Origin of the sequence: Streptomyces sp. NPDC056373 (assembly GCF_042262425.1) — a bacterium.
Lineage (GTDB): Bacteria > Actinomycetota > Actinomycetes > Streptomycetales > Streptomycetaceae > Streptomyces.
The window spans coordinates 12,701-26,579 of record NZ_JBHJPX010000027.1; the positions used below are offsets into that span (position 1 = coordinate 12,701).

The following is a 13,879-nucleotide window of genomic DNA, read 5'->3' on the forward strand; positions in this document are numbered from 1 at the left end:
CGGTCGCAGTACGGCCGGGTCGAGTTCACTCCACCCTTGGACGGACCAGGCCGGACTCGTACGCGGTGACCACCAGCTGGGCGCGGTCCCGGGCGCCGAGCTTGGCCATGGCCCGGTTGACGTGCGTCTTCACCGTCAGCGGGCTGACTTCGAGGCGCTCGGCGATCTCGTCGTTGGAGTGCCCGCCTGCGACCAGGACCAGCACCTCGCGTTCGCGGACGGTGAGCGAGTCGAGCCGTTCGCCGCGGCCCGGGTCGCGGTCGTCGTCGGCCGGGTCCTGCGTGGCGAGGAACCGGGCGATCAGGCCCGTGGTGGCCGCCGGGGAGAGCAGGGCCTGGCCACCGGCGGCGATGCGGATGGCGTTCAGCAGCTCCTCGGGTTCGGAGCCCTTGCCGAGGAAGCCGGAGGCGCCGGCCCGCAGCGACTGCACGACGTAGTCGTCGACCTCGAAGGTCGTCAGGATGACGACCCGGACGTCGGCGAGCTCGGGGTCGGCGCTGATCAGGCGGGTCGCGGCGAGGCCGTCGGTGCCGGGCATGCGGATGTCCATGAGCACGACGTCGGCCCGCTGCTCCTTCGTCAGCAGGACCGCTTCCGCGCCGTCGGAGGCCTCGCCGACCACCTCCATGTCGGGCTCCGAGTCGACGAGCACACGAAAGGCGCTGCGCAGCAGCGCCTGGTCGTCGGCGAGCAGGACACGGATGGTCATGCGGGGCCCTCCCCGGTCGGTGTTCGGTTCTTGACCGGCAGGATCGCATGGACGCGGAAGCCGCCTCCGTAGCGGGGACCGGTGGTGAGGGTGCCGCGCAGGGCGGTGACACGTTCGCGCATGCCGAGCAGTCCGTGACCGCCGCCGCTGTCCTGCGGCTCGTGCTCGCCGCTGCCGTCGTCGAGCACGGTGATCTCGATGTGCGGTCCGACGCGGACGACGCTGACCTCCGCCTTGGCCTGGGGTCCGGCGTGCTTCTGCACGTTGGTGAGGGCCTCCTGGATGATCCGGTAGGCGGCCAGGTCGACGGCGGCGGGCAGGGCGGTGCCCTGGTCGGCGCGGGCGACCTCGATGTGCAGGCCGGCGTTGCGGAAGGTGCCGGTGAGTTCGTCGAGGCGGTCCAGGCCCGGGGCGGGTTCGGTGGGGGCCTCGGGGTCGTCGGAGTGCCGGAGCAGGCCGACGGTGGCGCGGAGTTCGTTGAGCGCGGAGCGGCTGGCCTCGCGGACGTGCCCGAGGGCTTCCTTGGCCTGGTCGGGGCGCTTGTCCATGACGTGGGCGGCGACCCCGGCCTGCACGTTGACCAGCGCGATGTGGTGGGCGACGACGTCGTGCAGGTCCCGGGCGATGCGCAGGCGTTCCTCGGCGACGCGGCGGCGGGCCTCCTCCTCACGGGTGCGCTCGGCCCGCTCGGCGCGCTCCCTGATGGCCTGGACGAAGGCGCGGCGGCTGCGGACGGCGTCGCCGGCGGTGGCGCCGATACCGGTCCAGGCGAAGATCGCGAGGTTCTCCTGGGCGTACCAGGGCAGGGAGCCGGCCGACATGGCGGCGCCGGTCAGCACCGTCATGGTGAGCAGGCCGACGCGCCAGGTGGTGGGGCGGTCGGTGGTGGAGGCGACGGTGTAGAGCGCGATGACGGCGGACATGGCGACGGGGGTGCGGGGGTCGCCGGTGAGGGACTCGATGACGGAGAGGGCGCCGGTGAGGGCGAGGACCGTCATGGGGGCACGGCGGCGGAAGACCAGGGCGGCGGCGCCGAGGGTCATGAGGACGAGGCTGAGGGGGTCGGGTGTGCGCAGGGCCCAGCTGACGCTGTCGCGGTGGCGGGGTTCCACGAAGGAGCCGGCGACCATGCAGACCAGGACGGCGAGGGCGAGGACGGCGTCCAGGGCCAGGGGGTGCGCCTTGGCCTGGTGTCTGGCCCGCGCGAGGGTGCTCACGGGGGTTCACGGTAGCCGGGGTGGGTGTGCGGGGGTATGGGGGCCGGGTGTGAGGTGCTCGGCGTCGTGGCTGAGGTCCGGTGGGTCCGCAACCCGGCGGTGCGGGGTGCCGCCCGCGCCCACCCTCCCCCAAGCTCTCGGCTTCGCTCGACCAGGGGGGACCCCCATCGCCCCTGGCGGCACGCATGCCCGCAGCGAGGTCAGCCCGGAATCAAGCCGTCGTCGCTCAGGAGCTCCCGGACTTCCTCCAAGGTCGCGTCGGGAGACGGCAGGATCAGTTCCGAGGGTTCCAGGGAGTCGTCGGGGAGGGGGTCGCCGAGGTCGCGGACCCTGGTCAGGAGAGCCTGGAGGGTGCGGCGGAAGCCGGGGCCGTCGCCGTTCTCCATTTCCGCCAGGAGCTCGTCGTCCAGCTTGTTCAGCTCGGCGAGGTGGCCGTCGGCCAGACTCACCTGGCCCTCCCCCATGATCCGTACGATCATGTCGCCCTCCTAGGCGTGGACCCCTACTGCTTGTCGAAGCGCGGAGTGTCCTGCGGCTGCTGCTGGGACTGCTGCTGGCTCGTGCCACCTTCGAGGGCCTGCTGCCCGCTGCTCGGGCCTCCGGCCAGCTCGGCCTTCATGCGCTGCAACTCCAGCTCCACATCCGTACCACCGGAGAGCCGGTCCAGCTCGGCCTGGATGTCGTCCTTGTGCATGCCGGACTGGTCGTCGAGGGCGCCGGAGGCGAGCAGCTCCTCGATGGCGCCGGCGCGGGCCTGGAGCTGGGCCGTCTTGTCCTCGGCCCGCTGGATCGCCAGGCCGACGTCGCCCATCTCCTCGGAGATGCCCGAGAAGGCCTCGCCGATCCGGGTCTGCGCCTGCGCCGCGGTGTACGTCGCCTTGATCGTCTCCTTCTTCGTACGGAAGGCGTCGACCTTGGCCTGGAGCCGCTGGGCCGCGAGGGTGAGCTTCTCCTCCTCGCCCTGGAGCGTGGCGTGCTGCGTCTCCAGGTCGGTCACCTGCTGCTGGAGCGCGGCGCGGCGGGAGAGCGCCTCGCGGGCGAGGTCCTCGCGGCCCAGCGCGAGCGCCTTGCGGCCCTGGTCCTCCAGCTTGCCGGACTGCGACTGCAGCTGGTTCAGCTGCAGTTCCAGGCGCTTGCGGGAGGTCGCCACGTCGGCGACGCCACGGCGGACCTTCTGCAGCAGCTCCAGCTGCTTCTGGTACGAGTAATCGAGGGTCTCGCGCGGGTCCTCGGCCCGGTCAAGGGCCTTGTTCGCCTTCGCGCGGAAGATCATCCCCATACGCTTCATGACACCGCTCATGGGCTTCGCGCGCCCCCTTCTGACCGACTCCGGCAGCTGCTCCTGCGACAGAACCCACAGTACGGGCCCTGCATCCATTACCGCACTGTTCGGGGACGGATGCGCTCATCCCCAAGGACGACTGCGTACGCTCCCGCTCCGGCGTAGGGAGTAGGTGGTCCCCGGGGTTGCCGGAGCCGTACACCCCGGGAAACATCCGGAGGCGTACGCAACGTCCCCTCTGTCCCCTTACTGACGACTGGTGTTGCCGGATCGTTCCCCACCGGGCTGGGGTCCATGCCCGGAAGCCCTTACCCTTGGGTTTTGTGTTCCGTAGCCGTGCGAAGGATGAGAAGGCCCAGGACGCCGACAAGGCGCCGGTGACCGACTCCAGTCAGCCCCGTCACCCCGAGGCCCCCAAGGGCCGCCCCACGCCCAAGCGCAGTGCGGCCCAGTCGCAGCGCCGCAGCGTGGCCAACACGTCGACGACGCGCAAGGAGGCCGCCAAGCGACAGCGCGCGGAGCGCCGTACCGCGATGGAGCGCCAGCGCCAGGCGCTGGCGAGCGGCGACGAGCGGTATCTGCCCGCGCGTGACAAGGGACCGGTCCGCCGGTTCGCGCGCGACTTCGTCGACTCCCGCTTCAACATCGCGGAGTTCTTCCTGCCGATGGCCGTGGTCATCCTCGTGCTGAGCATGGTGCGGGTGGCCTCGCTGCAGAACATCGCGTTGCTGCTGTGGCTCGTGGTGATCGTGCTGATCGTGCTCGACTCGTTCGTGACGTCCTTCCGGCTGAAGAAGCAGCTGAACGAGCGCTTCGCGGGTGAGAACAAGCGCGGCGCCGTCGCCTACGCCCTGATGCGCTCCCTCCAGATGCGCCGGCTCCGGCTGCCGAAGCCGCAGGTCAAGCGCGGAGAGCGGCCCTGACCACGACGCCGTTCTCCGGGGGTGCGGCGGATGCCTGGCTGGACAGGCTGGGCGGGCTGCGCGATGTCGTCCGTCAGGAGCTGGTGGCCCGCCAGCTGGACGAGCAGATAGTCGGGCGTTTTCCGGTGGGTCAGCGCCTGCGGGTGCTCGACGTGGGGATGGGCCAGGGCACGCAGGCGCTGCGGCTGGCCCGTGCCGGGCACCAGGTGACCGGTCTGGAGCAGGACTCCACGATGGTCGCCGTGGCCCGGGAGTCCCTGGCCGGGGAACCGGAGGGCATCCGGGAGCGGATGCGGATCATCGAGGGCGACGGCCGGGACACCGGCGTGCACTTCCTGCCGGGCAGCTTCGACGTGGTGCTGTGCCACGGCGTCCTCATGTACGTCGAGGAGCCCGACCCGCTGCTGGCGGGGCTGGCCCGGATGCTCGCGCCCGGCGGGCTGCTGTCCCTGCTCGTGCGCAACGGGGACGCGCTCGCGGTTCGGCCGGGGCTGTCCGGTGACTGGGCAGACGCGCTGAGCGCCTTCGACACGGTCTCCTACCGCAACCGGCTGGGGCTCGACGTGCGGGCCGACCGGCTGAAGGACCTGACGTCGACGCTCGCGGGGATCGGGGCGCCGCTGCACGCCTGGTACGGGGTGCGGGTGTTCACCGACACGGCGGCGGACGGCGCGGAGGTGCCGGCCGACGTGGAGACGCTGCTCGCGGTGGAGGAGAAGGCCGGGCGGACGGATCCGTACCGCGGGGTGGCGGCGCTGCTGCACCTGTGCGGGGTGCGCGGCTGACCCGCGCGGGCGGGGTGGTGGGGCGAGGGCCGTGGGCCCCCGCCCACCGGGTTCACGCCTCGGCCGCGTGCAGGCTCATCGGCCCGTAGATCTCCGTGGCGTCCTCGAACAGCCGCACCTGGTCGGCGCCGCCCTCCTGGAGGGCCTTCCAGTGCTCCCCGATCCAGGACTCGGCGTCCCCCTGCGTGGGGAACTCCTCCGGCGGCACCGCGGGCTGGACCTCCGTCCCGTCGGTCTTCTCGAACCGCCACGTCCATGCCGCCATGTACGCCTCCCATGTGTGTGAGCACACTGCACAGCGAAAGCCGGATCTTGGTCCGGCTCCCGCCCAGAGCCTAAGCGCTTCCCGGGGTGGGGCGTTATAGGCCTTGCGGGGGGTGCGGGTGTCCGGCCGGGCACGGGTCGTGGGGGGATCGGCGCAGTTCCCCGCGCCCCTGTCGGGGTGCCTCCATCACGCGGGTCCCGTGCGCTCGGGTGAGAATCGTTGCGTGGAACTGACTCTGCTCGGCACCGGTGCGCCCTCCGGACTTCCCCGTCCCGACTGTCCCTGCGCGGCCTGTGCGGCTGCTCTCGGCCCCGACGCCCGGGCGGCCACCTCGCTGCTGCTGGACGGGGCGCTGCTGCTCGACCTGACGCCGGGCGCGGCGTTCGCGGCGGCGCGGGCGGGGCGTTCCCTGACCGGCGTGCGGCAGGTGCTGCTGTCGCACCCCCACGACGGGCCGGCGGTCGAGGTGCCCGCCGGGCTGCCGCAGCCCGGACGGGTCCCGGACGGGCGCGAGTTGACGCTGCTGACGGGACACAGGGTGCGTGCGGTGGCGCTGGACGCGCCGGGCACGGGGTACGCGGTGACCGGTCCGGAGGGACAGCGGCTGCTGTATCTGCCGCCGGGCGGGGCCCCGGCGGGTCTGGAGCAGCCGGCCGAGTCCTACGACATGGTGCTCGCGGACGTCGTGGGGCGGCCGGACGCGCTGGCCAGGCTGCGGGCGGTGGGCGCCCTCGGCCCGACGACCGACGTGGTCGCCGTCCATCTGGACCACGGCCTGCCGCCCGGCCCCGAGCTCGGACGGCGGCTCGCGGCGGCCGGGGCACGGGCCGTGCCGGACGGGGTGACGCTGGTGGTGGGGGCGTACGAGGAGGTGCCGGACGTGCCGCGGCGGACCCTGGTGCTGGGCGGCGCACGGTCGGGCAAGTCCGTGGAGGCCGAGCGGAGGCTGGAGGCCTTCCCCGACGTGCTGTACGTGGCGACGGGCGGGTCCCGCAACGGGGACACGGAGTGGTCCTCGCGGGTGGCGGCCCACCGGGACCGGCGGCCGGGGTCGTGGCGGACGGTCGAGACCTGTGACCTGGTGCCGTTGCTGGAGGCCGAGGGGCCGTCGTTGCTGATCGACTGCCTGTCCCTGTGGCTGACCGACGCGATGGATTCCGCCGGGGCGTGGGACGACGCGGTGTGGGCGGAGCGCGGGGAGAAGGTGCTGCGCGAGCGGGTGCGGGAGCTCACGGAGGCGGTGCGGGCCACCCGGCGCACCGTGGTCGCCGTGTCGAACGAGGTGGGGTCGGGGATCGTGCCGTCGACAGCGTCGGGACGGCGCTACCGCGATGAACTCGGGCGACTGAACGCACAGTTCGCGGACGAGTGCGAGCATGTGCTGCTGGTGGTGGCGGGGCAGGCGATGGTGCTGCGGGGCTGAGGGAGGGCTCCCGGAGGCCGAGACCGCGCCCGACGCCGACGTGATCGCCCTGAGGTCCGGGCGGCCCTGACGCCGGGCTCCCCCTCGCGCCTCTCTCGGCCTCGGCCACGGCCACGGTCTACGGCTACGGCTACGGCTACGGCTACGGCCACGGTCTACGGGGCTGTGCGGGCGATCACCCGGTAGGTGTTCGCGAAGCGCGTGCGGCGGGCCACCGGGGCGATGAGGTGGTCCGCCAGTGCCGCCAGGGCCACCAGGGGGAGACCGGCGCGGAGCAGGGCCGCACGGGCGTGCCGTTGCACGGGGGGCGGGGGGACCGCCCGCCAAGGGGTGTCCGGGGCAGGCAGCGCGTGGGAGAGAGCCAGGGACGTGGCGCCCGCGAGGTCGTGGGGGACGTGGACCGGGCGGTGGTCGAGCGTCAGGACCGTGCAGCCGGCCGACTCCAGTTCCGCGCGGATGTTCTGCGGGGGCAGCAGGTGGAGGTGGCGCGGCTGGTCGTAGGGGAGCCACCAGCGGCCCAGCAGGGCCGCGAAGACGCAGCGGGGGCTCAGGGTCTCGATCAGCAGGTGGCCGCCCGGGCGCAGCACGGAGAGGGCGGCACGGAGCTCCGCCCGGGGATCCGCCGTGCCCTCCAGGTGGTGGAGCATGCTGACCACGTCGTAGCGGGCGCGCAGCGGGCCGGCGATCCGGGGGTCCGTCAGGCGGCCGACGTGGGCCTCCTCGACGCGGTCGGCCGTGCGGGCGCGGACCACGCGCGCGGTGGGGTCGAGGCCGTCGAAGGACGTGTAGGGGAAGAACTGACGGGCCGTGGCGGGGAAGCGGGCGTGGCCCGTCCCGACGTCCAGCCAGCTCTCCGGCTCACCGCAGCGCACCATCGCGCGGGCCGCCGCGCGGTGGCGGCGGGGGCTGCCGCGCAGGGCGAGGAGGCCGTCGCTCGCCGGGTCCCGGGGCGCCCCGCGCGCGGTCCGGTGGTAGAGGGCGAGACCCTCCACCGTGAGGCGGGGGTTCTGGAAGGTGTGTCCGCAGTCCCGGCACGCGTCGACGGTGAAGCCGCCCGGCTTGTACTGCCGCAGGTCACCGGTGCGCAGGCGGTTCCGCAGCCGGTCGGAGCCGCACCAGGGGCAGTCCTCCCGGCGCGGTTCGTGGACCCGTGCGGTCGGCTGGGAGAGAGGGGGTGCGGACGAGGCGGGGTGTGCGGGCATGGGCGGCTCCCGGGCGCGACGGCGTAGGGCGAGGACGTACGGCAGGGATGTACGGCGGGGACGTACGGCAGGGAGTCGCACGACCGTGTACGGCCACGTACGACCGTGCACGACCACGTACGACAATCTGCCGCAAAACGGAACGTATGGGATGACGATCTCGGGTGCAACGACGTCGCCTTTACGGAGTGGTGATGTGGCGCCGTGCTGTTCGACCCGGGCCGGTACTGTTCGGCGAATGAGCTCGCTTAATCTCGACGACTTCACCGATCTGATCGAGCGTCCGGACGGCGGGATCCGCCGTGACGCCGAGGCACGCCGGGAGCGACAGGTCGTGCCGCCCGGGTCGCTGGGCCGACTCGACGAACTGGGTGAGTGGCTGGCGGCGGCGCAGTCCGCCGTACCGGTCCGGCCGGTCGAACGGCCGCGGGTGGTGCTCTTCGCCGGTGACCACGGCGTCGCCGAGCTGGGCGTCTCGGCCCGTGCCGCGGGCAGCGCCGGGGAGTCGGTCCGCGAGGTGCTGGAGGGCGGCCGGCCCGTGTCGGTGCTGGCACGGCGGCTCGGCGTGCCGGTGCGGATCGTCGACATGGCCCTGGACTGTGACCCCGAGGCCCTGCCGGCGGACGTCGTGCGGCACCGGGTGCGGCGCGGCAGCGGGCGGATCGACATCGAGGACGCGCTGACCCCCGAGGAGGCCGAGGCGGCCTTCCTGGCCGGGGTCGCGGTCGCCGACGAGGAGGCCGACTCGGGCACGGACCTGGTGGTGCTCGGCGATGTGAGCGTCGGCGGGACCACGGTGGCGGGCGTGCTGGTCGCGGCGCTGTGCGGGGTCGACGCGTCGGTCGTGACCGGGCGCGGTGGGCAGGCGATCGACGACCTGGCGTGGATGCGCAAGTGCGCGGCGATCCGCGACGCCTTGCGCCGGGCGCGTCCGGTGCTCGGGGATCAGTTGCAGCTGCTGGCGGCGGTCGGCGGGGCCGACATCGCCGCGATGACGGGCTTCCTGCTGCAGAGCGCGGTGCGCAAGCTCCCGGTGGTGCTCGACGGGGTCGTGGCGGCCGCGTGCGCGCTGGTCGGTCAGCGGATCGCGTTCCGGGCACCGGACTGGTGGCTGGCCGCGCACGACAGCGGCGAGCCCGGGCAGGCGAAGGCGCTGGACCGGATGGCGCTGGAGCCGCTGCTCACCCATGGCGTGACCGTCGGGGAGGGCGCGGGCGGCCTGCTGGCGCTGCCGCTCGTGCAGGCCGCTGCCGCGCTGGCGGCGGAACTGCCCGAGAAGCCGAAGGAGTCCGAGAACCCGGAAGGGGCCGAGGCGCCGGAAGGGACCGAGAACCCGGAAGGGCCTGAGAACCCGGAAGGGCCTGAGGAGTCACAGGCGCCCGGGCAGCCGTAGAGACCCAGGGCTTCTCAGAGGCCCGGGCAGCCGTAGGGGTCCGGGGCCCGTCAGAGGCCCGGGCCGAGGCATCCTCAGGGTCCGGGGAGCCGTAGAGGCCTGGGGTCTCCTCAGAGCCCGGGCGGGCGCAGAGGCCCGGGCGGCAGGGCGGGGCCCGGTCCCAGAGCCCGGGCGGACGCAGAGGCCCGGGCGGCAGGGCGGGGCCCGGTCCTTGCAGGGCGCCCTCCGTGCACTGTCGGTCGCGAGATCCAGGTCACTCACGCCTGGCTCAACTTCGTCCCGTTCCGGTCGGTCTTGGAACGTGGTGTCGGTTTGACTGAGTCGCAGACACCCTCCATCCAAGCCATGCACGGACGAGGACGACCGCCGGATGACCACGCTCGCCCGCTGGGCCCGCGCCGAATGGGGTGCGCTGTACGCCGCGGTGCGCGGGCCGCTGGCCGAGCGGCGGTGGCGGGCCGCGCCGATGGCGGTCGCGGCCGTGTGCCTCACGGCCGCCCTGCACGTCGTGCACAACCAGGCGTGGGGCTACCGGTTCGTGCAGAACGCCGGCGGCGTGCGGGCCGAGGACCCGTTGTGGCTCGCGCTGCTGCGCACGCCGCTGTCGCTGTTCGTGCCCGCGCTGGACCTGCCGGCGTGGGGCGCGCTCGTGCAGATCCTGCTGGTGTTCGGCATCGCCGAGCTGTGCCTGGGCCGGTGGCACACCCTGGCCCTCGCCTACGTCGCGACGCTCGCGGGCACGCTGTACGCCCGCCTGGGCATCTGGCTGGGCCCCGACTTGCCGCTCGGCCTGCCCGCCTCGGACGCCCGGGTCGTGGACACCGGGCCGTCCGCGGCGGTGGTGGGCCTGGCCGTCTTCCTGGGGTGGCGGTATCGCGCGTACGTCACGGCCTCCGTGGTGATCGTGGCGATGGTGGCCGAGGTCGCGCTGAAGGGGAACCTCGCGGGCAAGGAGCACCTCGCGGCGATCGTGGCGGTATTGGCGCTGTGCGCGGTCGGCGAGCTGCGTCAGCGGCGTTCGAGGGACCGTGCCGGCTCGGGGTCGGGGGCTCCGCCGATCCAGTCCTGAACAGCGCGCATGGGGGTCACCCAGCGGCGGTCGTGGTGGTAGGCGCGCAGGGCGGATCTGGCCCGGGCGCGGGGCCGGTTGCGGTAGAAGCGCTTGGCCCACGGGGAGGTGGGCCGGGCCAGCCGTACGGCCGCGATGATGGCGATGAACGGGATGATCAGGCCCACGACAGCCAGGCGTACCTTGCCCTTGAACAGGGCGATCAGGGCGAACGCGAAGTTCACGAGGATGTTCAGAAGGACGACGGCGCGGTTCTGCTGCTGGTCGTCGTTGAGGTCGTTGACGCCCAGCGGCGAGAAGCCGATCAGGAGCAGGCCGACCAGGGAGGCGGTGAGGACGACCATCTCCACGCTCTTGCGGCCGTCGGGGGTCCAGTAGACGTCGGCGAGATGCAGGACCAGGGCGAACTCGTCGAGGACGAGGCCCGCGCCGATGCCGAAGAACACCGCCGCCAGACACGACCCGAAGCCGTGTTGACCGCCCGCCACCGCGCCGAAACCGCCGACGATCGTCAGGACGACCCCGGGGACCACGTGGTGGACGTGGACGCCACCGCTGCTGACATTTCCGAAGGGACCCTTGCCCGCCCGGATGAGACGGGTGATCAGCCGGGTGATCAGGAAGGTCAGTACGAAGGCGACGAGAGCGAGAAGCAGCGGCAGCTTGCCTGGTTCGATGATGTTCCGCTCCAGCCATCCCATATGTGAACTTTATCCTCGGCTGCCGTTCCCGCTCCCCTGACCGGCCGGTAGCCTGCGCCGGTGCCCAGAACCTCGCCCCTCGACGGCCTCCGCTTCGCCTTCGGCACCCTGACGGTGATCCCCGTCCGGGTGACCCGGTGGGACCGGGAGGCGGCACGCGGCGGCATGCTGTGCGCTCCGCTGGCGGGCCTCGCGGTCGGCGCCGCCGCCGCCGGGTTCGGACTGGCGCTGCTCTTCCTCGGTGCGGGCGCCCCGCTCGCCGCCGTGGCGACCGTCGCCGTGCCGGCCGCCCTCACCCGGGGGCTGCACCTCGACGGGCTCGCGGACACCGCCGACGGGCTCGGCAGCGGCAAGCCCGCCGAGGACGCCCTGCGGATCATGAAGCAATCCGACATCGGGCCGTTCGGGGTCATCACCCTCGTCCTCGTGCTGCTCGCCCAGGTCGCCGCGCTCGCCCAGGCCTACGACGCCTCCTGGGTCCGGGGCGCATGCGCCGCCGTCGTCTCGGCGGCCCTCGCCCGGCTGGCCCTGACCCTGGCGGCCCGGACCGGGGTGCCGGCGGCCCGGCCGGAGGGGCTGGGCGCGGCCGTAGCGGGTGTGGTGCCGGTGCCGGGCGCCGTGATCGCCGCGGTGGCCGTCACGGTGGCCGCGGCAGCGGCGGGCGCCCTCTTCGGGCCGTACGGCGTGATCCGTACGGTGCTCGCGGCCGTCCTCGCCCTGGCCGCCTCGGAGGCGCTGCTGCGGCACTGCAGGCGCCGGTTCGGCGGGGTCACGGGGGACGTCTTCGGCGGCCTGGCGGAGACGGCGGCGACCACGGCGCTGGTCGTTCTGTCACTGGGCTGAAACGATCTCCTCGCCGCCGCTCCCTCGCCGGCCGGTTCGCGGGCACCTCCGTCACCGGGACCGGGTTCAGCAAGGCCGTCACCGTGCCCCCGGTCCGTACTTTCCGAGCAACGAACCGGCGGTTCGGGCGACGCGGCCGGGCCGTGTGACCCGGTTCACCGGTGTGAGGGATCAAGAAATGGCCACTACGCCACGGGGAGGTGAACACCCGCAGGAATGAGCGAACGAGGCCACGCGCGTAGTCTCGTCGTCGGGTGTTCGCCGCACCGGGGAAGGCCCCGTGAGACCCGCACCGGAAGGTCGGCATAGGGTCGGCTGTCGGGCCCGGTCGACCCACACCGTTCGACCTCAGCAACTTCACATCGGAAGCGAGATTTCACCACCGTGACTGCTCTCACTCTCAGCACCGCCGCGGCGCCCGGTCTGCGGGCCGACGCGATCGTGATCGGTGTCGCCAAGGGTGCCAAGGGGCCGGTCGTCGCACCGGGCGCCGAGGCCGTGGACAAGGCGTACGACGGCAGGCTCGCCGGCGTTCTGGAGACTCTCGGCGCCTCCGGCGGCGAGGGCGAGGTGACGAAGTTGCCGGCGCCGTCCGGCTTCAAGACACCGCTCGTCCTGGCGGTCGGCCTGGGCGCGGTCCCGGAGAAGGACGCCGACTACGGCACGGAGGCCCTGCGCAAGGCCGCCGGTGCCGCCGCCCGCGCCCTGGCCGGGTCCAAGAAGGCCGCCTTCGCCCTGCCGCTCGGCGACGCCGCCGACGCGGGCGCGATCGGGGAGGGCGCGCTGCTCGGCGCGTACTCCTTCGACGCCTACAAGGACAACGGCAAGGACCCCAAGGCGAAGAACGGCAAGGCTCCCCTCGCCGAGATCGCCCTGCTCGGCGGCAAGCCCCGCGACAAGGCGTACAAGGCCGCGATCGAGCGCGCCGTCTCCGTGTCCGAGGAGCTCAACCGCGCCCGCGACCTGGTCAACACCCCGCCGAACGACCTCAACCCCGAGTCGTTCGCCGCGATCGCCCAGGCCGCGGCCAAGGAACACGGCATCAAGATCCAGGTGCTCGACGACAAGGCCCTGACCAAGGGCGGCTACGGCGGCATCCTCGGCGTCGGCTCCGGCTCCGCGGCCACCCCGCGCCTGGTCAAGCTGTCGTACACCTCTTCCAAGGCGAAGAAGCACCTCGCCTTCGTCGGCAAGGGCATCACCTACGACTCGGGCGGCATCTCGCTGAAGCCGGCCGGTCACAACGAGACGATGAAGTGCGACATGGCCGGTGCGGCCTCGGTGTTCGCCGCGGTCGTCGCCGCCGCGCGTCTCGGCCTGGAAGTCAACGTCACCGGCTGGCTCGCCCTGGCCGAGAACATGCCCTCCGGGTCCGCGACCCGTCCGGGTGACGTGCTGCGGATGTACAGCGGCAAGACGGTGGAGGTGCTCAACACCGACGCCGAGGGCCGGCTGGTGCTCGCCGACGCGCTGTGGGCGGCGTCGCAGGAGAAGCCGGACGCGATCGTGGACGTGGCGACGCTGACCGGGGCGATGGTGCTGGCGCTGGGCAACCGGACGTTCGGGATCATGGGCAACGACGACGCGTTCCGCGCGGCGCTGGTCGAGGCCGCGGAGGAGGTCGGCGAGCCGGCCTGGCCGATGCCGCTGCCGGAGCACCTGCGCAAGGGGATGGACTCCCCCACCGCCGACATCGCGAACATGGGCGAGCGGATGGGCGGCGGGCTGGTCGCCGGTCTGTTCCTGCGCGAGTTCGTGGGCGAGGGGATCACCTGGGCGCACCTGGACATCGCCGGGCCTGCGTTCAACGAGGGCGGGCCCTTCGGGTACACGCCGAAGGGCGGCACGGGGACGGCTGTGCGGACGCTGGTGCGGCTGGCCGAGCTGACGGCTGCCGGGGATCTGGGCTGACCTTCGCCTGAGAGCCCGGTCTCGTCCGTCGTGTGGCGAGTGCGGGGGCGTGGGGGCTGTTCGCGCAGTTCCCCGCGCCCCTTGGGACGCTGCCCTCCAGGCGTCCCCCATTGGCTCATCTGAACGTGGGGCGTCTCACACCGCAGCCCGGCGTCT

Annotated in this window: 14 protein-coding genes; 7 read left to right on the forward strand and 7 right to left on the reverse strand. The window is 73.2% G+C overall.

The features are described 5' to 3' along the window. Window positions 1-25 precede the first annotated feature (25 nt). The 4 genes from ACFCXS_RS37455 to ACFCXS_RS37470 form a co-directional block, all read right to left on the reverse strand. Entirely contained in the window at window positions 26-709 is a 684-nt protein-coding gene (locus ACFCXS_RS37455; RefSeq protein WP_376647810.1) for a response regulator, read from the reverse strand. Further along, on the reverse strand, window positions 706-1,926 hold the full coding sequence (locus ACFCXS_RS37460; protein WP_376647811.1) for a sensor histidine kinase: 1,221 nt from the start codon (window positions 1,924-1,926) through the stop codon (window positions 706-708). The genes ACFCXS_RS37455 and ACFCXS_RS37460 overlap by 4 nt, the downstream gene beginning before the upstream one ends. Window positions 1,927-2,126: 200 nt before the next feature. Beyond that, window positions 2,127-2,405, reverse strand: coding sequence for a hypothetical protein (locus ACFCXS_RS37465; RefSeq protein WP_097216183.1), 279 nt, complete (start codon window positions 2,403-2,405; stop codon window positions 2,127-2,129). A 23-nt stretch (window positions 2,406-2,428) separates the two neighbouring features. Further along, the gene (locus ACFCXS_RS37470; RefSeq protein ID WP_376647812.1) at window positions 2,429-3,214 is read right to left on the reverse strand and encodes a PspA/IM30 family protein; all 786 of its coding nucleotides are present in this window, start codon (window positions 3,212-3,214) and stop codon (window positions 2,429-2,431) included. Window positions 3,215-3,531: 317 nt separating this feature from the next. Here ACFCXS_RS37470 and ACFCXS_RS37475 point away from each other — a divergent pair, with 317 nt between their 5' ends. Both ACFCXS_RS37475 and ACFCXS_RS37480 read left to right on the forward strand, forming a co-directional pair. Continuing rightward, complete coding sequence (locus ACFCXS_RS37475; RefSeq protein WP_376647813.1) at window positions 3,532-4,131, forward strand: DUF3043 domain-containing protein; 600 nt, start codon at window positions 3,532-3,534, stop codon at window positions 4,129-4,131. Between the two features lie 83 nt (window positions 4,132-4,214). Continuing rightward, window positions 4,215-4,916: a class I SAM-dependent methyltransferase gene (locus tag ACFCXS_RS37480; protein ID WP_376647814.1), complete on the forward strand. Its 702-nt coding sequence runs from the start codon at window positions 4,215-4,217 to the stop codon at window positions 4,914-4,916. Window positions 4,917-4,968: 52 nt separating this feature from the next. On the opposite strand, the gene ACFCXS_RS37485 is transcribed toward ACFCXS_RS37480, so the two are convergent. Next, window positions 4,969-5,181: a hypothetical protein gene (locus ACFCXS_RS37485; RefSeq protein WP_062926420.1), complete on the reverse strand. Its 213-nt coding sequence runs from the start codon at window positions 5,179-5,181 to the stop codon at window positions 4,969-4,971. 223 nt (window positions 5,182-5,404) lie between these two features. Here ACFCXS_RS37485 and ACFCXS_RS37490 point away from each other — a divergent pair, with 223 nt between their 5' ends. Further along, window positions 5,405-6,604 (forward strand): bifunctional adenosylcobinamide kinase/adenosylcobinamide-phosphate guanylyltransferase, encoded by a 1,200-nt coding sequence (locus ACFCXS_RS37490; RefSeq protein WP_376647815.1) that lies wholly within the window; start codon window positions 5,405-5,407, stop codon window positions 6,602-6,604. Between the two features lie 155 nt (window positions 6,605-6,759). Here the strand turns inward: ACFCXS_RS37490 and ACFCXS_RS37495 are convergent, their stop codons facing one another. Then, window positions 6,760-7,806, reverse strand: a complete 1,047-nt coding sequence (locus tag ACFCXS_RS37495) for a class I SAM-dependent methyltransferase (protein WP_376647816.1) — start codon at window positions 7,804-7,806, stop codon at window positions 6,760-6,762. A gap of 238 nt (window positions 7,807-8,044) precedes the next feature. Here ACFCXS_RS37495 and cobT point away from each other — a divergent pair, with 238 nt between their 5' ends. Both cobT and ACFCXS_RS37505 read left to right on the forward strand, forming a co-directional pair. Then, complete coding sequence (cobT, locus tag ACFCXS_RS37500) at window positions 8,045-9,199, forward strand: nicotinate-nucleotide--dimethylbenzimidazole phosphoribosyltransferase (RefSeq protein ID WP_376647817.1); 1,155 nt, start codon at window positions 8,045-8,047, stop codon at window positions 9,197-9,199. A 370-nt stretch (window positions 9,200-9,569) separates the two neighbouring features. Next, complete coding sequence (locus tag ACFCXS_RS37505; protein ID WP_376647818.1) at window positions 9,570-10,268, forward strand: hypothetical protein; 699 nt, start codon at window positions 9,570-9,572, stop codon at window positions 10,266-10,268. Here the strand turns inward: ACFCXS_RS37505 and ACFCXS_RS37510 are convergent. Then, window positions 10,208-10,969 (reverse strand): hypothetical protein, encoded by a 762-nt coding sequence (locus tag ACFCXS_RS37510; RefSeq protein WP_376647819.1) that lies wholly within the window; start codon window positions 10,967-10,969, stop codon window positions 10,208-10,210. The two genes, ACFCXS_RS37505 and ACFCXS_RS37510, sit on opposite strands and share 61 nt — an antisense overlap. A 60-nt stretch (window positions 10,970-11,029) precedes the next feature. Here ACFCXS_RS37510 and ACFCXS_RS37515 point away from each other — a divergent pair, with 60 nt between their 5' ends. Together ACFCXS_RS37515 and ACFCXS_RS37520 are read left to right on the forward strand one after the other, a co-directional pair. Beyond that, entirely contained in the window at window positions 11,030-11,812 is a 783-nt protein-coding gene (locus ACFCXS_RS37515; RefSeq protein WP_376647820.1) for an adenosylcobinamide-GDP ribazoletransferase, read from the forward strand. Between the two features lie 384 nt (window positions 11,813-12,196). Further along, window positions 12,197-13,723 carry a leucyl aminopeptidase gene (locus ACFCXS_RS37520; RefSeq protein WP_376647821.1) on the forward strand — a complete coding sequence of 509 codons (1,527 nt, stop codon included), beginning with the start codon at window positions 12,197-12,199 and terminating at the stop codon, window positions 13,721-13,723. Window positions 13,724-13,879 lie beyond the last annotated feature (156 nt).